This window comes from Novosphingobium clariflavum (assembly GCF_026420865.1).
In the GTDB taxonomy this organism is placed as follows: domain Bacteria; phylum Pseudomonadota; class Alphaproteobacteria; order Sphingomonadales; family Sphingomonadaceae; genus Novosphingobium; species Novosphingobium clariflavum.
In genome coordinates, this window is sequence record NZ_JAPCWC010000012.1 from 1 (window position 1) to 20643 (window position 20643).

Annotated in this window: 12 protein-coding genes and 1 pseudogene; 2 read left to right on the plus strand and 11 right to left on the minus strand. The window is 66.6% G+C overall.

Annotation, left to right across the window (positions count from 1 at the left end; all coding sequences use genetic code 11):
- Positions 1-397: 397 nt before the first annotated feature.
- From OKA11_RS15190 to hisC, 11 genes and pseudogenes are all read right to left on the minus strand, one after another.
- Positions 398-517: pseudogene (locus tag OKA11_RS15190) on the minus strand (transposase); the annotation flags it as partial.
- A complete protein-coding gene (gene treF / locus OKA11_RS15195) occupies positions 493-2037 on the minus strand; it encodes an alpha,alpha-trehalase TreF (RefSeq protein ID WP_379489388.1) in 1545 nt (514 codons plus the stop codon). The gene treF and the pseudogene OKA11_RS15190, both read right to left, overlap by 25 nt.
- 130 nt (positions 2038-2167) lie before the next feature.
- On the minus strand, positions 2168-3655 hold the full coding sequence (locus tag OKA11_RS15200; protein WP_267221795.1) for a tryptophan halogenase family protein: 1488 nt from the start codon (positions 3653-3655) through the stop codon (positions 2168-2170).
- On the minus strand, positions 3652-5676 hold the full coding sequence (locus OKA11_RS15205) for a hypothetical protein (RefSeq protein WP_267221797.1): 2025 nt from the start codon (positions 5674-5676) through the stop codon (positions 3652-3654). The genes OKA11_RS15200 and OKA11_RS15205 overlap by 4 nt, the downstream gene beginning before the upstream one ends.
- 133 nt (positions 5677-5809) lie before the next feature.
- On the minus strand, positions 5810-8674 hold the full coding sequence (locus OKA11_RS15210; protein ID WP_267221800.1) for a TonB-dependent siderophore receptor: 2865 nt from the start codon (positions 8672-8674) through the stop codon (positions 5810-5812).
- Between the two features lie 89 nt (positions 8675-8763).
- Positions 8764-9729 (minus strand): FecR family protein, encoded by a 966-nt coding sequence (locus OKA11_RS15215; RefSeq protein ID WP_267221802.1) that lies wholly within the window; start codon positions 9727-9729, stop codon positions 8764-8766.
- Positions 9726-10322, minus strand: coding sequence for an RNA polymerase sigma factor (locus OKA11_RS15220; protein WP_267221804.1), 597 nt, complete (start codon positions 10320-10322; stop codon positions 9726-9728). The genes OKA11_RS15215 and OKA11_RS15220 overlap by 4 nt, the downstream gene beginning before the upstream one ends.
- Before the next feature lie 198 nt (positions 10323-10520).
- The gene (locus tag OKA11_RS15225; RefSeq protein WP_267221806.1) at positions 10521-12989 is read right to left on the minus strand and encodes a TonB-dependent receptor; all 2469 of its coding nucleotides are present in this window, start codon (positions 12987-12989) and stop codon (positions 10521-10523) included.
- 146 nt (positions 12990-13135) lie between these two features.
- Positions 13136-14515, minus strand: a complete 1380-nt coding sequence (locus tag OKA11_RS15230) for an MFS transporter (RefSeq protein WP_267221808.1) — start codon at positions 14513-14515, stop codon at positions 13136-13138.
- Positions 14516-14532: 17 nt separating this feature from the next.
- Complete coding sequence (locus tag OKA11_RS15235) at positions 14533-16227, minus strand: thiamine pyrophosphate-binding protein (protein ID WP_267221810.1); 1695 nt, start codon at positions 16225-16227, stop codon at positions 14533-14535.
- 2 nt (positions 16228-16229) lie between these two features.
- Entirely contained in the window at positions 16230-17345 is a 1116-nt protein-coding gene (gene hisC, locus OKA11_RS15240) for a histidinol-phosphate transaminase (protein WP_267221813.1), read from the minus strand.
- A 371-nt stretch (positions 17346-17716) separates the two neighbouring features.
- Here hisC and OKA11_RS15245 point away from each other — a divergent pair, with 371 nt between their 5' ends.
- Together OKA11_RS15245 and OKA11_RS15250 are read left to right on the plus strand one after the other, a co-directional pair.
- Positions 17717-19114: a S10 family peptidase gene (locus OKA11_RS15245; RefSeq protein WP_267221815.1), complete on the plus strand. Its 1398-nt coding sequence runs from the start codon at positions 17717-17719 to the stop codon at positions 19112-19114.
- Complete coding sequence (locus OKA11_RS15250; RefSeq protein WP_267221817.1) at positions 19111-20643, plus strand: S10 family peptidase; 1533 nt, start codon at positions 19111-19113, stop codon at positions 20641-20643. The genes OKA11_RS15245 and OKA11_RS15250 overlap by 4 nt, the downstream gene beginning before the upstream one ends.

Genomic DNA, 20643 nt, shown 5'->3' on the forward strand with positions numbered 1-20643 from the left:
TTTTGTGAAAATTTGGGAGATTTTTCCATCCTATGGAGCGGGGGCATGCTCTGCCGCTCTTCCCGTCGATGTCGTTCCGGTGTCGGGTCAGCAGCAGGCCTGACTTCGTGGTTCTGGTGTATCCATGGCTGGAGGGCATGGCGATCGGTTCGGATGGGCAATCGCAGTACTGCCGCTTCCTGCGCGCCAAAGGACTATGCGCAATACCGTCCGATTGGGGATGTTCGCCGCGGGTTTCCGCCCGCATTCATTTATCATACGACGGCGGACAAGTTGGTCTCGGCGGATGGGATCGTGCGGTTTTGCCAAGAACTTGTGGCAGCTGACGTGCCAGTCGCAATGCACATCTTCGCGAACGGGCAACACGGGACCGGTCTTGGTGGTGCCGATCCGGCTCTTTCGCTTTGATACCGGTGCTGTCGACCAGAAGGTGCAACGCTCCCGAACCGGGTTGGCGGGGAACCTCGACAAGCAAGGTCTTCTGCCTACGGCTCAGGGTGCTATGGTCGGATACCGCTCGAGGATCGCACTGGTCACGCCGTTGGTCCAACCGAAACCATCCTGCAGCGGGTATTCCCCGCCGCCGCCCGGCCGCTGTTCTTCCACGTCGTACTTCTCCAGCATCTTGCCGGTTTCGTTGTACGTGACGCTGACCGTCTTGATCCACCGGCCGGCGATATCCCGCGCCAGATCCTGTTCGTCATACCGGCCGAGCCCGTCAACGGCGACCCATTGCAGCGGTGCCCAGCCATTTGGCGCATCCCATTGCTGGCCGGTATGCGTGCCGGTAGTGCGCAGGCCGCCCGGCGCCACCAGTTTGCCACGCGTCGTTGCTGCGACGGCTTTGGCCTGAGCAGGAGAGGCCATGCCTACGAACAAGGGGTAAAGCGCGGCGCTGGAGAGTACGGCCGTCGGCTTGCCGTCATCGCGCGACCAATCGGCGTAACGGCTTTCCTTCGCAAGCCAGAGATAGCGGTCGACCGCCGCCTTGCGGGCGTCGGCGCGCCTGGTGAATTCGCGCTGGCAGGATTGGTCTGCCGCCTCTGCACAGCCCTTGGCGATACGCGTTTCCATCGCCCATATCAGCGCATTGAGATCGATGGGAACGATCGCTGCGGTCCGGATCGTGGCGAGGTCTTGCGGGTCGGTCAGCCAACGCGAACTGAAGTCCCACCCGCTTTCGGCCCCTGCGCGCAGGTCCCGGTAGGTGTCGGCTGCCGGACGGGAGGAGGCCTTCGCGGCGGTTGCACGGTCTTCGGCGAAGGATTCGTCGCGGGGCGTGTCACGATCGTCCCAGTAGCGGTTGAGCAGGCTACCATCCGGCATCGGAACCACCCGCGCGCAAGGCTTCTTGCCGGTTTTGGCGCAGGCCTCACCCGCCATCCAGTAGGCATATTCCTTGCGAAGCGCGGCAAGGCGGCGGGCGCGGACGGCAGGATCGGCCTGTTCGGACAAGTCGAGCATGAGCGCGAAGAACGGCGGCTGCGAACGGCTGAGGTAATAGGTGCGCGCGCCGTTCGGGATATGACCGTAGCGTTCGATGAGGCTGACGAAATCATCGATCATGCTCTCGACGAGGTCGCGGCGGCCGTCGGCCTTCAGGCCCAGCATGGTGAAGTAGGAATCCCAGTAGTAGGGCTCGCGAAAGCGTCCTCCGGGAACGACATAGGCGGCGGGCAGCGGCAGCGCGGAGGAACCGGGGGGCGGCGTCAACGGCGGGCGGGTCAATTGCGGCCAGAGCGCGGCGATATGGGCGCGCAGCCCGAGGCGCTCGTCGGGGCCCGGCGGAACATCGAAGTGGCGCCGGACGAAGGCGCGCAGCGCTTCGGCGCCCTGGGGGCGTTCGCTGCGCCAGGCAGCGAGAATGGCATCGGCATCCTCGCGCGGGACCGCGTCGACGAAGGTCTTGCCATCGGGGAAGATGCGCATGCTCTGCACCGCTTCGAACAGCGGGCCGAACAGGACTTGCGGGCTTTGGGGGGCGTGCTGGCTTTGCGCGTTCGGGGGAGTCTGCCCCTGGGCTGCCGCACCCGGCAGGACGAGGGCCAGCGCCGCCGTCAGGGCAGCGGCAAGCGTGCGCCGACGGCGTCGCGGGATCGGCAGGGGAGCTGGCGGGCAAATGGGCAGGCGAGCAGGCACGGGCGGTGTTCCTTGGTAGCAGGAGGCCTCAGGGGATCGGCGGGATGCGCGCGCAGGACTGGCGCACGGCGGCGCGCACGGCGTCCAGATGGCGCAGGTTTTCAGCCTCCGACATGGCATCGAGCGTCGGGCTGTAGCCACGCGCGCGGATGCCCTGCCCCGTCATCACCGCGAACCAGCTGGCGTCGCGGAACAGATCCTCGCTCGTCAGCATGATCCGCCCCGACCCTTTGTACTGGGCGATCCGGTACGCCAGGGTGTCCGGCGGCGGCGCGGACTGGCAGTGCTGCCACATCGCCTCGTTGCGGCCATTGGTGAAGTGATAGTGCATCACCAGGAAGTCGCGCACGTCTTCCATCTCGCGCGTGAAGATGCGGTTGTACTGTTCGGCCAGCAGCGGATCGCAGCCGGCACGCGGGAACAGGGACAGCAGCTTGCCGATGCCGGTCTGGATCAGGTGGATGCTGGTCGATTCCAGCGGCTCCAGGAAGCCGCTGGAGAGGCCGATGGCGACGACGTTGCCGATCCACGCGCGCTTGCGGCGACCGGGGGTGAAGCGGATAAGGCGCGGCTCGGCCGTCGGCTCGCCGATCGCGGCCAGCAGGGTCTCGCGGGCAGCCTCGGGAGACTGGAAGCGGCTGGAAAAGACATAGCCGTTGCCGACGCGGTGCTGCAGCGGAATGCGCCAGCGCCAGCCGGCCTCTTGCGCGATGGCGCGGGTATAGGGCACCGGCGCGGTATTGGCGGGGGTGGGGGCCGCCCAGGCGCCGTCGCAAGGCAGCCAGTGCGACCAGTCCTCGAAACCGGCTTGCAGATGCTCTTCGATCAACAGCCCGCGCAGGCCCGAGCAATCGATGAACAGGTCCGCGCCGAGGCGTTCGCCCCGGTCGGTGGCGAGACTGCGGACAAAGCCGGTTTCAGCGTCCCGTTCGACCTCGGTGACTTTGCCTTCGTGGCGCCGCACCCCGCGCGCCTCGGCGTGTCGGCGCAGGAACGCGGCATAGAGCCCGGCGTCGAAGTGATAGGCATAGCCGAGCGTGGAAAGCAGCGAGCGCGGATCGCTGACAGGCGCGGTGAAGCGGCGCTGGCGGGCGAGCTGGGTGGTCAGCGAATAGTCTTCGGGACTGGCTTCGAGCCCGCCAAGCCAGGCCCGGTTCAGCCGGTGCGGGAACGTGGTGGCATCGCCGGGGCCGCCGTAAGTACCGAAGGGGTGGAAATAGGCATGGCCATCGCCTTGCCAGCCCTCGAACTCGATGCCGAGCTTGTAGGTCGCCTTGGTGGCGGCCATGAATTCGGCTTCGTCGAGGCCGACCAGCTGGTTGAACCAGTGGATCGTCGGGATCGTCGCCTCGCCCACCCCAACCGTGCCGATGGCGTCGGATTCCACCAGCCGGATCGTGATGCCGTGCGCTTCCAGCGCCTTGGACAGGGCGGCGGCGGTCATCCATCCCGCGGTGCCGCCGCCAAGGATGACGATGGAGCGGATCGGTGCGCGCTCTGCCGCCGCTCCTGTCATTGCCCGCATCCGGTGCCCGGGGCGGGGCGCTGGACCGCGAGGTAGACCGTGCTCCACAGCTGCGCGGCGTTGGATTCGTCGACATCCGCGCCGCTCGCACCGAAGGGCACGATACGGTAGGCTCCGCCGGCATGGTCCCACGACCACAGTTCCGAGCTCTGCACGCTGCGGCCGGCGGCAATCGCGTTCCACAGGGTGTCCTGTGCTTTCAGCAGCCGGCGGCAGACCGCCTCCGGCAGGTCGCGGCGCGCGATCTGGCGGGCGAGCCCGGCAGCGGCAAGCGCCTGTTGCCAGGACCAGACGACGGTGCCGTGATAGGCATTGCGGCCGAACCTGGCCTGTTGCTCAGGCGATGCAAAGACCGGGTTGGCGACCAGCATGCCCGCGCCCGTCATCAATCCGGCAGGGAAGGCATTGTCGATCGTCTGTGCGGCGATGGTCAGCTGGTCGGCGCCGGGATGCGAGAACATCAGCGCAAAACCCTCGTCCGAATTGACGATGGGCACCGGCTGTCCGGCGCGGTCGAGAGCGATGGCGTGATAGCGGATCGGACGGCGGGCCGCCTCCAGCGCGGCGTCGGCCGGCACGTTTTCCCGCTTTGCGTAAGCCGTGATCGCGGCGCGGGCGGCAGCAGGCTGCACCGTCTGCAGGAACAGCGGCGGGGCTTTCTCGCGCCAGATCCGGGCGGTGCGGGCAAGGCCGGCCAGCAGCGCCTTGTCTTCGGCACTGGCATAAGCGTCGAGCAGACCGGCGCGGGCCAGCGCGTCGGCGGCATCGAGCGCGGCGGGGACGAGTACGGCGTTGACGTCGTAGGGATAGCGGCCAAGACCGAGCCCGTCGCTGCTGTCGCGCCATTCGCCGACGTCCATGCCGTCATGCAGCGCGATCAGGTTCTGCCAGCGCGGATCCTGCGCGAAGGCCCGGGCCTGCCGCGCGACGAAGCGGATATTGGTCATCAGCGCGGCCCCCAGCGGGCGCCCCTGGTCCTGCTGCGCGAGGAACGCCGCTGCCCCGGCCATGCCGCGCGGATCCTCCAGCAGCCAGGCCTGGGTGACCGGGGCCAGCATGAAGGCGCTGTCGATCATGGCGTAGTTGTAGGTCGGTGCGGCCGATTGGCCCTCGCCCGTCCGCATGTGATCGAGCACCGCGAATTCGCCGATGTCTTCCTCATGGGCAACGTCGCCATCGGCCGAGAGTCGTTCGAGCACCGCGCGCAGGCCGGTTTCCACCGCCTGCGGCTGCAGCGCCGGCATCAGCATCCGCACCGACATCAGGGTATCGCGACCGAAATAGGTGTTGAACCTCCAGGAACCCGCCATGAACTTCTCATGGTAGCTGAGGAATTGCAACGCGGCGCGGGCGGCGGGATCGGCGGCGGCCTTGCCGGTCAGCAGGGTCTCGGGGGTATAGGGCGTCAGCGGCTGCTCGCCGGTCAGGGCGGTCACGGCAAAGACGATCCGCCCGTCCGCACCGGCGGTGATCCGGTTGCCCGAGACGCTGCCGTGTTCCACGGTCAGGGCAAGCTTGTAGCCGGGGGCGCCGTCGAGGCGGTCGCGGGCCCAGACCAGCGTGTTGGCCTGTGTCTGTCCGGGCACGAGGACCTGGGCCGGAGCGGTGCCGAGACCCTGGTAGTCGCGCAGCACGCGCACGCTCGACAGCACGGCCTGCCGCACGACCAGCTGCGAGGCGCGAATTTCAGCGCGGAAGGTGACGCCGTGCAGTGGGCGGCCTTGCGGATCGGTTTGGGTGACGGCTTGCGGCGAACCCGTCATCGACCATTCGGCGGCCTCGGGGACTTTCTCGAACCAGAGGCCCGTGCCGCTGTTGCCGGCAGGAAACGCGACGATCACGCGCGGCTCGTTGCCGGAACGCAGCAGCACATGCGCCGCGACCGGGCCTTCCTGGACAAAGCTGTTGAGGTTGAGCCCTTCGCGCAGCGTCTCGGCGCAGGCCTGGGAGGAAAGGGCGAGCGGCGCGCAGGTCAGCGCCAGCGCGGCCAGAGTGCGGAACAGGGGAGACATCGCAAAGCTCCATGCAAAAGGGTGAAAGGCCGCGCTCCCGGAGGAGGTGGGGGGGAGAGCGCGGCCTTCCGAAGCCAGCGGATCGACGTTTCTTAGACGGTAACCGCTGGCTTCCTGTCAGGCGAAGCCGGGATCAGAACGCGTACGTGACCGAAGCCAGCGCGTTGCGTCCGGCGATCGCGCGGCCGTAGAAGTAGCCGTTGACGATCGTCTGGGTCTGGCCCTGGCGCGGGTTGCCCTCGGTGAAGCCCTTGGCGTTGGTCAGGTTGTCGACGCTGACACTGACGTTCACCTTGTCGGTGACGTTGAGGTTCGCACCGATCGAGAAGACGTTGTAGCTGGGCAGGGCGACGCCGTTGCCGGAGTCCGCATAGATCTTGCCGATGTATTTCCAGCGGCCATAGATCTCGCCGAGGCCGCCCGGCAGCGTGAAGGCCGGGGTGATGGTCAGCAGCTTCTTGGGCGTGCGTTCGGGCGTATTGCCTTCATACTGCGTCTGCACGACGCCGTCGAAGCGCAAGTTGCTCAGCTTGGGGTCCTGATAGACGCCGGTCGCGGTGATCGCGAGGAAGGGCAGCGGCCGGATCTCGGCATCGAGCTGGATGCCGTTGGTCTTGTTGTTGGCCAGCGCATTGGCCGCCTCGGTGGGATCGCTGGGGTCGATGAACTGGTACGACTGGTTCTTGAACACGGTGCGGAAGCCGACCAGCGAGGCGTTGAACATCCCGGATCGGAAACGCACGCCGCCTTCGTAGAGCGTGAGGTCGGTCGGCTTGTGGGTGCCCCCGGTGTCGCCGCCATTGGTCTGGAAGCCCTTGGCGCCGCGCACGTAGAGCGAGACATTGCCGGTCAGCTCGTAGTTGATGCCGGCCGTATAGGCCCAGTCGTGATAGGTGGCGCTGGAATGCGTGTAGGTGCCGTCGAAGGTGCTGCCCACGGTCTGCGCAAGGCCGGGGGTGCCGGCAGGCACGGCTTCGTTGACGGCGGCGGTATTGCCGATGTTCACGCCGACGTGCTGGTGCTCGTAACGGGCGCCGAAGTCGATGTGGAGCTTGTCGTTGATGACCAGTTCGTCGTTGAAATAGGCCGAGGCGGAAGTGACCTTGTCATTGAAGATGCCCTGGCCCCAGTCGCCGTAGCTGAGCATGCCGTTGTTGGTCAGCTGCCCCACCACGTTGCCGCCGGCATCCAGCGCGACGAGGTCGTAGATGTGCGAGTTGTTGGTCACGTCGTTGATGACCGAGGTGACGGCCGACTGGTTGTTGCGGCGGCGCACGTTGTAGTACATGCCGCCCAGCGTCAGCGAGTTTTCGAAGCCGTTGCCGCTGGCATTCCACTTCAGGCCGAAATCGCTGCCGAAGTCCTTGGTCGACAGGGTCTGGTGGTTCAGCACCGTCTGCTGCAGCAGGCCGTTGCCGTTAAGCGCGTTGAGCGTCGCGGTATCGGCGGCCGAGATCACCTGGCCGGTCTGGACGTCGCGGATGCCGAACTGGGTGGTGCCGGCAAAAGCGGCTTGCCCGGCAGCGAGCAGGCTGGACACCGGCGATACGCCCGGCGTCAGGTAGTCGGCGGCCGAGGCCAGCCCCGACGTGCCCGCGCCGCTGCCCGGGAAGATGCCGTTGAAGTCGTACTTGCCGTCGAGATAGCGCGCGCGGCCGAACAGCTTCAGGTCCTCGCTCAGCGGCTTCTCGAAATCGAGGCGGAAGGTGTTCGAGGTCGTATGGATGCCGTTGTCGCCGCGGAACGGACGGATGGTGCGTCCGGTCGCCGAGGATACCGGCACGCCGACATACTGGAACGCGCTGCCCAGGATGTTGTCGTACTTCATGTCGAGGCCGGGGACCGAGCTGATCTTGCCCGAGGAATCGACCGCGAAGGGCATGTCGGCGTAATAGGGATCGGTCTCGTCGCGGCGCTGGTAGCTGACGCGCACGAAGCCGCCGTCATCGAAGCGCTTTTCCAGCGCGCCCTTGATCTGGAAGCTGTCGTAGCGGAACGGCGACTTGCGCTGGCCCTTCTGGCTCCAGAAATAGCCGGTGGCCGCGAAGGCCAGATTGTCCGCCAGCGGGGCCGAGAAGTAGCCGTCCACGCGGTAGTCGTCATAAGTCGTGCCGGTGGCGCGGATCGCGCCGGTCGGCTTGTCGTAGCTCAGCTTCTTGGAGACGAAGTTGATCGTTGCCCCGGCGCCGTTGGGCGCAAGGATGCCCGAGGTGCCGCCGGCGACCGCTTCCATGCGCTCCACCGAGAGATCCTGCTGGAAATAGAAGTCCGCGCCGCCGCCGCCGTAGAGGATCGGCATGCCGTCCTGCTCGATGGTGATGAAGGTCTGCGCGCCGCCGCGCAGGCCGCGCACCGAATAGTTGTTGGAGGCAGGACCGGCGGTCGCCTCGACGAAGATGCCGGGAACCAGTTCCAGCGATTCCGCCATCGAGCGCGGCGCCTTGCGCTGAAGGTCTTCCTTGCTGGCGAGAGTCACGTTGGAGGAGGAGTTGAACAGCGTGCGGCGACCCGAGGTGCTGCCGGTGACGATGATCTCCTTGAAACTGTCGTCGCTGGCGTCTTCGGAGCCCTGGGTGTCGGCCTGCGCCGTGCCGCCTGGCGCGGCGGTGGGCAGGGCAGAGGCGGGCTGGCCATAGGAGGCGCTGGTCAGGCCGGTTGCGGTGGGGGCGCCCTTGCGCTCGGCCAGCACGGCGGTGCGCCCGTCGAACGAGACCACCCGCAAGTCGGAGGCGCCGATCAGCCGGCGCAGGCCTTCCTGCACGGTATAGCGGCCGCGCACTTCACTGACCTTGCGTCCCTGCGTGGTGGCGCCGGAGGCCAGCACCTGGATTCCGGCCTGCTGGGCGAAGGTGAGGATGCCCTTGCCCGCGTCCTGCGCCGGGATGTTGAACGTGTGGATCTGATCCTGCGCCAGCGCGGGGGCGCTGGCGATCACCGAAACCGCAGCGACGCTTGCCAGCAGCGCGGATTGCACGTGAAAACGACGGACGGATCGCATGGTACCTCCCCTTTTTTCGACCGGACAATTCCGGCCGTTTTCAGGAAAGATGCGCGGCGATCCCGCTTCCGTCAGTGCCGCGAAAATAATTATGGGATGATACGAATGGCCTTGTCGTCGCGAACCACCCGTCCGCCGACCATGGCCGCGCTCGCGGCGGCGAACCCGTTGATGTCGTCGGTGTGGAAGGAGCCGATCACGCGCCGGTCGGCAAAGGCGGGGTCCACCACGATCTGTTCGACATGGTAGCCGTTGAATTCGGCCGCCGCCTCAGACAGCGGCACATCGTCGAAGACGATGCGCCCGTCGCGCCAGGCCAGTTGCCGGTCCGCCGCCTCGCCGTCGAGCGCTGCCACGGTGACCCCGGCATCGGTGATGCGCGCGTGGTGCCCGGCGGTGACGAATTCTCCTTCCGGTGCCCGGTCGGACCAGACCTTGACGGTCCCCTCGGTGACGATCACCTCCGTCGCCAGCGTGCCGCGGCGCACGCTGAAGGCGGTGCCCACGGCCTGCACGTTGACCGGGCCGGCCGTGACGGTGAACGGGCGGTCCGGCATCTTGGCGACCTGGAACCAGGCTTCTCCCCGGGTCAGGGCGACGTCGCGGCGCTGCTCGGTGAACGACAGGCGCAGTTCGCTGCCGGAATTGATGACCGCCAGCGAACCGTCGGCGAGCGGCATGCGCCTGATCTCGCCGGTATCGGTCCCCAGCGTGGTGGCGCGCGGCCAGAGCGAGAAGGACAGCGCCGCAACCAGTGCGGCGGCAATGCCCGAGCCGCCGAGCGCCAGCATCCGGCGGCGGCCCAAGGGCGCGCCCGCGAACGGCGCGGCGTCATCGTCATTGCCGGCGCGGTTCTGCTGCGCGGCGTCGCCGGCGCCATCGGTGCCGGCCAGCACGCGGCACCGGTCGAGCACGCTCATCGCGGCGCGCGCGCGCAGCAGCGCGCCCTGGTGGCGGCGATCCTGCGCCAGCCATGCGTCGAGCCGCGCCTGTTCGTCATTGTCGAGGCCGCGATCGATGGCGGCGGCCCATTGCGAGGCGATGTCGTCGATCATGGCTGCTTGCGGACCTCGCGCCGGAGCCGGGCAGGTTTGCGGCGCAGCGGCATCTCGCTCTGCTCGTCTTCGGTCATCTGCTGCAGGATGCGGCGCAGCCCGCGCGCCACTTCGTTTTCGACGACGTTCTCGCTCAGGCCGAGCCGCGCCGCGATCTCGCGCTGGGGCACGTCCTCGATCTTGCGCAGGCGGAAGATCTGCCGCGCGCGTTCGGGCAGGGCGTCGATCAGCCGCTCCACGCGCTGGAGGGCGCTGCGCCCGGCCGCGATCCTCTCCGGCGAGAATTCATCCACCAGCACGTTTTCCATCTCGACCAGTCCGCTGGCCGCCTCGATCCGCACCACCCGCTCTCGCCGCAGCTGTTCGAGCACGATGTTGCGCGCGGTGCGAAACAGGTATCGCGCCGGGTCGTCGATGTGATCGACACGGTCCAGCTGGGAAATGCGGCAATAGGCCTCCTGTACGACGTCATCGACATCAATGGTCGGGAAGGCCGAACGCAGCCATTTGCGTAACGGCCGCTCATGGGGAAGTATATGACGGCCTACCCATCCGACCAGATGAAGCAGCCGTTCCTCTCCGTCATCCGTCATGCTGAAAAATCCGATTGGCCCGGCGCTGCGCGTGTCGGGCTTGGCGCCGCGTGCTTCCTCTATGCAAGGCAGCGGAGCGGTTCAAGCCCGCTCGGCATGCTTTGCGGGCAAGGACAGCATGCGCACGGGGACGGCATGCGCACGGGGCCGGGCCTACGGGCGGGAGCGGACGGTTGACGGCGCCCGCTCCCCGGTTCGTCACTTGCGCAGCGTGAACGTCAGGCCAAGCGTGCGCGGCCGGAACGTGGTGTAGAGGAGCGGTGAGGTGTACTGCTCGTATGTGGCGCAGGCCGCGCCGCTGCCCGCCGCGCAGCCCGTCCGGCCGTTCGAGCGGCCCAGTACGTCGGAGGAATTGAACAGGTTGTCGGCGAAGACCGACAAGTCCCAGCCATCGCGGCCGAAGCCGGCGCGGGCGGTGACGAAGTCGGTGGCGCCGACCTGCCAGGTGTCGGGGTAGTAGCTCGCCGTCTCGGGCCCGGTGCCGTTCTGGTAGCTCGACGCGTGCTGATAACCGGCGCGCAGATAGGCTTCGAAACCGCCCACTTCGCGGGTGTAGTCGAGGTTGAGGTTGAGCCGGTAACGCGGCACCGGCAGCTTGTCGCCCTTGGCCACGTAGAGCGTGTTGCCCGGCGCATCACCGACAACGGCGCGGTCGTAATAGGCGTCGGTATAGGCGAATTCGCCGCTGAGCGTCAGGCCTTCGAGCGGGCGGACGGCGCCCTGGATGTCGACACCGCGCGAGACGGCCTTGCCGCCGTTGATGACATAGCCGAAACCGCACGTCGGCAGGCCGTAGGAGACCTGGATGCGGCTCCAGTCGATGTAGAAGGCATTGGCGTCGAACGAGACCGCGCCGTTCGCGCTGCGGCCCTTGACGCCCGCTTCATAGCTCCACAGGTGGTCCGACTTGTAGGTGCCGGGCGTCGAAGTGATGCCGAGCATGTCGAGGTCGGCCTCGCAGCGCGCGGCCGGCGGCGGCTGGTTGACGCCGCCGACGCGGAATCCCTTGGAGGCAGTGGCGTAGAACATCGTGCGGCTGTCGAACTGGTATTGCAGGCCGAAGCGCGGGGTGACCGGGGTTTCCTTGACCTTGCCGTCGGTCAGGCCGCCGTTCGCGGTGGTCGGCACGGTATAGCCGGCGAAGAGCCCGGCCGTTTCCTGATGGTAGCTGAAGCTCTCGCGCGAGACGCGGGCGCCGGCGATGACCTTCAGCTTGTCGGTCACCTGATAGTTCACTTCGCCGAAGCCGGCGAGCGACTCTTCCTTGAGGTCCTGATCGCGGTGGTAGGTCACATTGCCGGGTTCGACATCGACGCCGAACACGTCGACCGGATCGATGCCCCAGACCGCCTGCGTGAGATCGGCGACATTGGCGACGATGTGGTAGTTCGAATTGTTCTTGTAGTGCGAGAAGAACCCGCCGACGAGCCAGCCCAGCCGCGATCCGGGCTTGCTGGCCAGGCGCAGCTCCTGGGTGAAGCCGCTGCGGGTGTTCTCGTAGACCGGGGTGGAACTGTAGAGCGCCAGGTTGTGCACGAAGGGATAGCCGCCCTGGAAGTTGGCGGGCTCGACATAGGAATAGTCGGCTTTACCCGTGGTGCGGTCATCGATGGTGGAGGAGATCGAGGTCACATCGGCAAAGCCGAGATCGCCCTCGACCTTGAGCGAGGGCACGAAGAAGCGCTGCTTGCGCGGCTGCTTTACGGAGCAGATCGCATTGGCGGCGTAGTCGTCCCCAACATTGCAGTTGTTGCCGCTCTGATACTTGCCGAACGTCGCGGCAGCATAAGTATAGCCGTCGATGGTAGTCGATGGGATCGAGGACCACTGCGCGTCGGAATCGTCCGAATGGTCGTAGGAGTAATAGAAGCTGGGCGTGATCTTCAGCCCCGCATCGGGTTCGAACAGCAGCGCGGCGCGGTAGGACCCGGCCTGCGCGCTGTTGGTGTTCTTCTCGATCACGTCGCCGGTGAAGCGGCTCACGTGGTCGATATAGCCGGCGGTGTGCTGCACATCGCCGCTGACGCGCAGGGCGAGGGTGCCGGGGATCAGCGGGTAGCTCATGGCCACCCCTTGACCGAAGCTGACCCCGCCCGACTTGGTGCTGGCCACTTCGGAACGGGCGTAGAGCGTGACTTTTTCAAGATCCGGTTCGGGCGTGATGAAGCGGATCGCGCCGCCTAGCGACGAGCCGCCGAACAGCGTGCCCTGCGGGCCGCGCAGGACTTCGACGCGTTCAAGGTCGAACAAGTGGGGGATCGGCGTGCCGCTGCCGGAGATGCCTATGGCATTGCGCTTTTGCAGCGGCACATCGTCCACGTAGATGCCGGTGGTCGCCGCGCCGCTGGACGAGGCGATGCCGCGGATCGAGATGTTGGGAATGCGGTCGGCCGAGGCGTCGCTCTGGATCGACAGACCGGGAACCACGCGCACGATATCGGCAAAGCTGCGGATGTTCGCCTGGTCCATGGTGTCCTGCGACAGCACGGAAATGCTGATCGGCACGCGGCTGAGCGGGGTGCTCTGCTTGGTAGCGGTGACGACGATGTCCATGCCGGTGCTGTCCGGCGCGGATGGCGCATCGGCAGCCTGGGCGAAACAGGGCGTGGAAACGAGGATCGTGGTGGACCCGAGCAGGGTCTGGAGCAGGCGATAACGCAGGCGCATAGCAAATCCCTCATGCAGATGAGCATGCCCGAAGGCGGACGATATGTTCCTGCTGCGCCCGGGAAGCGTTGTGGCCGCTTCTTTCCGGAAATCTCTGGTTTTTATGGATTGGCGACCGCTGTGAGTCGCAGGATTAAGTTAACGCGTTAAATGGTTTGCGCAAGGGGCAAACTGGCGTCGGCAGTGCCGGAAATGGCGTTTGCGCGGGGGGTATCGTCTGCGCTCACTTCCGCCAGGCGGCGGCGATATTCCTTGAGGCCGATGCTCAGGAGCAGGACGGCGAGCGGGCCGACCGCCAGCGCCGATACCGACAGCGACAAGCCCAGCGCGTGCTCGTCGTGCAGCACGAAATCGTTGATGAGCGCGGGCAGCACCGGACCAAGCGTGACACCGACAACGCCTGTCGTGAACAGGAACAGTGCGCCAAGCTGGCCGCGCAGCCGGTCCGGCGCGACGATCTGGATCGCCGCCGGGATCAGCACCGGGGTGAAGCCGCCGAGGAACTTGAGCGGCAGCAGCATGAGCCCCATCGCAAAGCCATTGGGCAGCAGCGGCATGGCGATGGCGGGAACGGTCGCCAGCGCGGCGGACCATGCCGTCAGCCGCAGGCAGGCGTCGCTCCGGCCGCGCGCGATCATCCGGCTCGACAGCCAGCCCGCCGCCAGCATGCCGAGCGGTCCGGCGGTCAGCGAGGTCACGCCGTTGACATGCCCGGTCTGCGCCGCGTCCCAGCCGAGCTTGCGGATGAACAGCTCGGGATACCACGCATCCATGCTGCTCAGCACCGAAAGCACGGCCGAGCCCAGGAACAGCGAGATGGCCATCAGCGGGTAACGCCGCAGCAGGGCCCAGATCGCGGCGGGGGCGGAGCGGTCGCTTTCGCTGAGAGCGGGGCGGCGCGCGGGTTCGCGCAGCGTCAGCATCCACAGCGACACCAGCAAGCCCGGCGCGCCGACGACAAGGAACACCAGATGCCAGGACCGCGTGGCGCCGAGGATCGGCAACACCACGTCGGGAGTGCGATGGATGGCCTCGACGATCGAGCCGCCCAGCATCATCGCCGTGCCCGCGCCGATGTAGATGCCGATGGCATAGAGGCTCATCGCGCGGGGCAGGCGGGAACGGTCGAAACTGTCGGACAGCATAGAGTAGGCGGATGGCGAGAGGGTCGCCTCGCCCACGCCCACGCCGATGCGGGTGAACAGCAGCGCCGGGAAGGTCCGTGCAGTGCCGCAGAGCATCGTCATCAGGCTCCACAAGGCGATGCCGCCTGCGATCAGCTTCTTGCGCGAAACCCGGTCTGCCAGCCAGCCGATCGGCAGGCCCATCACGGTGTAGAAGATGCCGAACGCTCCGCCTGTCAGCATCGCGAACTGGGTGTCGGTGATGGCGAGGTCGGCCTTGATCGGGCCGACCATCAGGTTGAGGATCTGGCGGTCGAGGAACGAGAAAGTATAGGCCACCATCAGGACGGCGGTGACGTACCAGCCGTAGCGGGGCGTAGCGGGGGCGTTCGCGTTCGTCATGATGGACAGTTTCCTTCTCAGACCGTTTCCGGTTCGCCAAGAGGATTGGCGGGCACTTCGAAGCCGATCGGCACGAAATCGTGGATCAGCCCCCATGGACTGGGCATTGCCCCCACGGTAACGGTGATGAGGGCAGGGCCGCCGCGCTTCTGTGCCTCTTCAAGGGCGTTCAGCAGGCCTTCTGGGCTGTCTGTGTTGCACTCGGGAATGCCGTAGGCGCGGGCCAGCAGGGCGAAATCGGGGTTGGTGAGTTCGACCGCGAATTCCTTGCCGAACGTGGCGTTCTGGATGCGGCGGACATTGCCGTAGTGCCCGTCGACAAAAACGACGATGGAAATCGCGCACTGGTCGCGCGCAGCGGTCGCCAGTTCCTGCATGCCCCAGGCGAAACCGCCGTCGCCGTTGATCGAGACGACGCGGTTTTCGGGATTGCCGTGCGCAGCGCCCAGCGCGGTGTTGAAACCATAGCCCAAGGTGCCCTGATAGCCCGGCGTCACATAGCGGCGGGGACCATGGACGGGAAAGCCGATGGTCGAATAGTAGCCGATCTGCGTCAGTTCGCTGACGAGGATGTCCTCGTCCGCCATGCCTGCGCGCAAGGCCTGGGCGAAGCTCCATTGCGGCTGGATTTGCTGCAATTGCTCGGCGGCCCAGCGTTTTACCGGCGCGCCGCGATCGGTTGCAGCTTGGTGCTTGCGTTCGGGCAGGGCGGCCAGCAGGGCTTCGGCAGTCAGCCGCACGTCGGCGGCGATGGAAAGGCCGTCGCTCCGGGGCCCGCTTGCGTGGCCTTCATCGAGATTGACGTAGATGTAGCGCGTTGCCTCAAGGGCGTAGCTGGCCTGCCCCAAAGCATTGACGAAACGGCTTCCGAGCACCAGCACGACGTCGGCATGGGGCATCACCGCGCGCCCGCCGAGCGTTGTCAGCGCCAGCGGATGGCGATCGTCGAGCACGCCGCGACCGCCTTCGGTCATGACCACGGGGGCCTGAAGCTGCTCTGCCAGGGCGCGGATGGCCTCGCTGGCGCCCGCCGCCGCCGCGCCGCCGCCGGCCTGAATGACCGGGAAGCGGGCGTTGGCGAGCAGTGTCGCGGCCTGTTCGATCCTATCGCTGTCCGGAGCCGTGGGGGCTTCCGGCGCGCGCGGATAGGTCAAGCTGGCCGCCACGGCCTGCAGGACGTCCGCCGGAAGTTCGATGGCGACGGGGCGAGGGTGCCCGCTGCGCAGTTCGGCGAAAGCTTCATGTACAAGGCGCGCAACGTCCTCGGGGCGTTCGGCAAGGGCATGCCACTTGCACAGTCCGCGCAGGATCGCGCTCTGGTCGGGCAATTCGTGGAGCAGACCGTGCCCCTTGCCGATCGCGCCGGAATCGATCTGGCCAACGAGGAACAGCACGCGCGAGGAGCAGGCATAAGCCGTGGCGATGCCGGACAGCGCGTTGAGCATGCCGGGTCCCGGCACCACCATGCAGACCCCTTCCTTGCCGGTGGTGCGGGCATAACCATCGGCCATGTAGGAGGCGGCCTGTTCGTGGCGCGGCACGACGAAATCGATGCGATCCGCGTTCGCGCGCAGCGCCTCGACCGCCCAGTCGAGCTGGATTCCGGGAATGCCGAAGACCTTGGTGACGCCTTCCGCGATCAACTGCTCGACCAGCGCCTCACCGCCTGTGCGCATGCGATGGCTGGTGCTATTGCTAGTATCGAAGTCCATTTTCATACCTTTTGCCGGGCTGCTGCGTGCACTTCGTCAAGCGCGGCGAGGAAGCGGTCGGTCTCTGCGGGCAGGCCGATCGACACGCGCAGCCACTCCTGAAGGCCGTAGCCGTCGACCGGGCGGACGATCACGCCCTGTCGCATCAGCCGATCCGCCAATTCCGCCCCGGCGCCGACATGCAGCAGCAGGAAGTTGCCCGCCGAAGGCAGGAAGGCGATGTCGCGGCGGGTGAGTTCGAGTGCGAGGCGTGCCCGTTCCTGGGCATTTTCGATGCGTGAGCGTTCGGCAAAGGCGGTGTCGGCCAGTGCGGCGACGGCAGCGACCTGGGCAGCGGCGCTGACCGAGAACGGCACCTGCAGGCGGCGCAGCACTCCGAGCAGGTCCGGATCCCCCAGCGCATAGCCCACGCGCAGCCCGGCCAGGCCGTGGATCTTCGAGAACGTGCGCATCACCAGCAGGTTGCGGCGGCGCCGGAGCGCCGCGACGGAATCGAAACGCAGCGCGGGCTCGACATATTCGCAGTAGGCATCGTCGATCACCAGCAGCACGTGTTCCGGCAGCGCATCGACGAAACGGTCGAGCGCATCCGGCGCGATCAGGGTGCCGGTCGGGTTGTTGGGCGAGGCGAGGAACAGCACGGTGGTGCGCTCGGTCACGGCATCGAGCAGCGCGTCGAGATCGACGGCGAAATCCTGTGCAGGCACGAACAGGCCTTGCGCGCCCACCGACATGGCCGCGCCGATATAGGCCTGGAAGGAGTACTGCGGGATGATCGCTGCGCGTCCGGGTTCCAGGAAAGCGCGGGCGACGAGCTGGATGATCTCGCTCGATCCGGCCGCGGGCAGGACCTGGGCCGGTTCGACGCCGTTCGCAGCGGCGAGGGCATGAGTCAGTTCGTAGCAGTCGAAATCGGGATAGAGGTTCACGCCCGAGGCCAGCGCGGTCAGCGCCTGGCTCACCTTGGGCGAGCAGCCGAGCGGGTTTTCGTTGGAGGCGATCTTGACGATGGTCGCCGGGGCGAGACCGAACTCGCGCGCGACATCGTCTATCGGGCGGCCCGGCGGGTAGGGCGGGATTGCCCGGACATGCGGCAGGGCCGTGTCGATCTTGGACATTGTGAAGGGCTCCGTGTCATTCGCGGGGCAGGGCCAGTCCCTTCGTGGGGACGCCTGCATGCACCAGATACATTTAACACGTTAATCAAAATGAGGTGGCAGGCAAGGGGAAATTTGGGCCTTGGTTCTCTTCCCGCCGTCCACCTGACCGCCAGCGACAAAATGCCCGGATTGGCTATTGATTAACGCGTTAAATTACATAACAACTACGTGATTCGTATTAAGGAGGGCCGGTCTTGCGTCTCGTTTCGCCGCTCGTTTTCGGGAGCCTGCTTTGGGCGGGGGGCGCTGCTGGAGCGCCCGTTTCAGCCCCGGTTCCGGCCCCGGTTCCGGCCCCGGTTCCGGCATCGTCAGCAGAGATCCGGGACGTCGTGGTCACGCAGCACACGATCCAGCTTCACGGGAAACCCCTGAGCTATCGAGCGGTGGCGGGCAGGCTTCCGGTTCGCCTTGCCGATGGGGCGGCGGCGGACATGTTTCATGTCGACTACATCGCACCCGGACGCGGCGGGGAGCGCCCGGTATTGTTCCTGTTCAATGGCGGCCCCGGTTCGGCCAGTCTCTGGCTCGATCTTGGCTCGTTCGGTCCGCGCCGGGTGGAAACCCGCAGCCCGCAGCCGACACCCGCATGGCCGATCCGCATCGTCGACAATCAGGAAACCTTGCTGGACAGCGCTGATCTCGTCTTCGTGGACGCAGTCGGCACCGGGTTTTCGCGCGTGGCTGAGGGCACTGCGCCGAATGCGTTCTTCGGCGTCGATCCCGATCTTGAATCGTTTGCAGCCTTCGTATCGGAATGGCTGACGCGTAGCGGGCGCTGGTCGTCGCCGCGCTACATCCTTGGCGAGTCCTACGGGGCAACGCGGGCGGCGGGACTGGCCCAGGTCCTTCAGCATCACGGCGCGGCGCCAAGCGGGGTCGTGCTGCTGTCCTCGATCCTCAATTTCTCGGACTATCATCCCGGCATCGATCAGGGTTTCGTCAACGCCCTGCCGAGCATGGCCGCCACCGCCTGGTATCACCACCGCGCCGGACAGGACGCGGCGGATCTGGCCAGTTTCGTCGCCGCCGCGCGCGACTTTGCAGCGGGCCCTTATGCGGATGCGCTGCGACTGGGGGACCGATTGCCGGCGGAGCAGGAGGCTGTGGTGCGGGCAGGGCTCGCGCGGTTCACCGGGCTTTCCGAGGCGCAGTTGCAGCGCACCGGCCTGAGGCTGGATGTCGGCCAGTTCGTGCGGCTGCTGACCGGAGACGGACGGATGGTGGGCATCTACGATACCCGCGTCACCGCCCGGAATACGGACGATGCCGCTTCGGCCCCCTCGTTCGACGCGGCGGATACGGTTGTCGCCACGGTCTTTCCCGCCGCGAACAGCCAGTATCTGGCCAATGAACTGAACTACCATGGCGATGGGCCTTACCTCGCCACGGTGCCGGGCCTTGATAATCGCTGGAACTGGTCGACCCGTGCGCCGGGTTCGGGCGAGCCGCGCAGCTCTCCGGCGATGCAGGACAACCTGTCTGCCGCCATGCATGAGGACCCGACGATGCGGGTGCTGTCGCTGAACGGCTACTACGACCTCGGCACACCGTTCTTCGGCACCGAAAACGATCTGGCGCATATGCTGCTGCCACCGGAAATCCGCGCGAACCTGGCGTTCCGCTATTACCCCGCCGGGCACATGCTCTATCTCGATCAGGGCTCACGCGTGGCAGCCGCTGCAGAGGTCCGCTCCTTCCTTCGCGCCGGTGCAGGAGAAACCAAGTGAAGCTGTCCCGCCGCTTTAAGGCCCTCCTGGTGGCCTCCAGCCTTGCCGTGAGTTGCGGCAACGCCGCGCGCGCGGACGAGGCCGTCGTTGCCGATGCTGCCGAGCGTCAGTCCAGCGCCCGCGAAGTGCTCCGCATCGGCAAGAGCGCCGTGCCTTACCGCGCCGAGGCGGGCACACTGACCATCCGCGATGACGAGGGCAAGCCGACCGCGAGCATGTTCTACGTCGCCTACCTTGCCGATCGGAAGCCGGGCAGCGAGCGGCCGCTCACGTTCCTGTTCAATGGCGGCCCCGGATCGGCGAGTCTGTGGCTCAATGTCGGCGGGTTCGGGCCATGGCATGTGCCGGGCAATGCCCCGCACGCCATGCCTGCCGCGCCCTATCGTTTCGAGCCCAATCAGGCGAGCATCCTCGACAAGACCGACCTCGTGTTCATCGATGCGGTCGGCACCGGCTATTCACGCGCCATGCCGGGGATCGATCCGGCGAAGAGCTTCTGGGGCGTCGATCAGGACGTCGATTCCTTCGCCCGCGCCATCACCCGCTACATCGCCGTGAATGAGCGCTGGAATGCGCCCAAGTTCCTCTTCGGCGAATCCTACGGCACCACCCGCGCCGCGGCATTGGCGCTGCGGCTGCACAATCAGGGCATCGACCTCAACGGCGTCGTCCTGCTTTCGACGATCCTTAACTTCTCGGACGGGCTTTCCGGGCGCGACGAAGGGCCGATCGGCCTCCTGCCGACATGCGCCGCGATCGCCTGGTATCATGGCCGCGTGGCGGACCGACCCGAGCAGCTATCGGCGTTTCTCGACGAAGTCCGTGCCTTCGCCATAGGCCCTTACGCCCGCGCGCTTGCCAAGGGCGACCGGATCGCGCCGGACGAGGAACAGGCCGTCGCGGCACAGCTCGCACGCTATACCGGACTGCCGGTGAGCTATCTCGTGCAGAGCCACCTGCGGATCGACATGGAGCGTTTCCGCAGCGAACTCCTGCGCGACAAGGGCCTCATCACCGGGCGTTTCGACGGCCGCTTCATCGGCGCTGCCTCGCGCATAGACGAGAGCGTGGCCGTCGATCCGGCCACCAACGATCCCGCCACGGCGGGCGTCAGCAGCGCCTTGCTCACGACCTATCGCGATTACCTGTCGCACAAGGTCGGCTTCCACAGCGACCTGCAGTATCGCGCGCTCTACAATTCCGTGATCGAGCCGGCCTGGGACATGCATCACCGCGCGCCGGGGTATGGCCATCCGCTGAGTTCGCCGAATACCGCGCTCGATCTCGCCTCGGCGATGCGGGCAAATCCGACGATGAAGGTCTTCGTGATGAACGGCCTCTTCGATCTCGCGACGCCGTTCTTTGGCACCGAGTACGACTTTGCGCATATGCAACTGGCCGCCGGCCTGCGCGATAACGTACGGTTCGGTTACTATGAGACTGGCCACATGGCCTATGTCGATGCCAGCGCCCTGTCGGCCATGAAGCGCGATCTCGACGGGTTCTACGCAGGTGCCGTCCGGCCCTGA

Bases quoted from the DNA above. Each gene is read 5' to 3' on its own strand.
- OKA11_RS15230 (WP_267221808.1), bottom strand. From the start codon at position 14,515: ATGACGAACGCGAACGCCCCCGCTACGCCCCGCTACGGCTGGTACGTC.
- hisC (WP_267221813.1), bottom strand. From the start codon at position 17,345: ATGTCCAAGATCGACACGGCCCTGCCGCATGTCCGGGCAATCCCGCCC.
- OKA11_RS15220 (WP_267221804.1), bottom strand. From the start codon at position 10,322: ATGACGGATGACGGAGAGGAACGGCTGCTTCATCTGGTCGGATGGGTA.
- OKA11_RS15210 (WP_267221800.1), bottom strand. From the start codon at position 8,674: ATGCGATCCGTCCGTCGTTTTCACGTGCAATCCGCGCTGCTGGCAAGC.
- OKA11_RS15200 (WP_267221795.1), bottom strand. From the start codon at position 3,655: ATGACAGGAGCGGCGGCAGAGCGCGCACCGATCCGCTCCATCGTCATC.
- OKA11_RS15205 (WP_267221797.1), bottom strand. From the start codon at position 5,676: ATGTCTCCCCTGTTCCGCACTCTGGCCGCGCTGGCGCTGACCTGCGCG.
- OKA11_RS15215 (WP_267221802.1), bottom strand. From the start codon at position 9,729: ATGATCGACGACATCGCCTCGCAATGGGCCGCCGCCATCGATCGCGGC.
- OKA11_RS15235 (WP_267221810.1), bottom strand. From the start codon at position 16,227: ATGGACTTCGATACTAGCAATAGCACCAGCCATCGCATGCGCACAGGC.
- OKA11_RS15225 (WP_267221806.1), bottom strand. From the start codon at position 12,989: ATGCGCCTGCGTTATCGCCTGCTCCAGACCCTGCTCGGGTCCACCACG.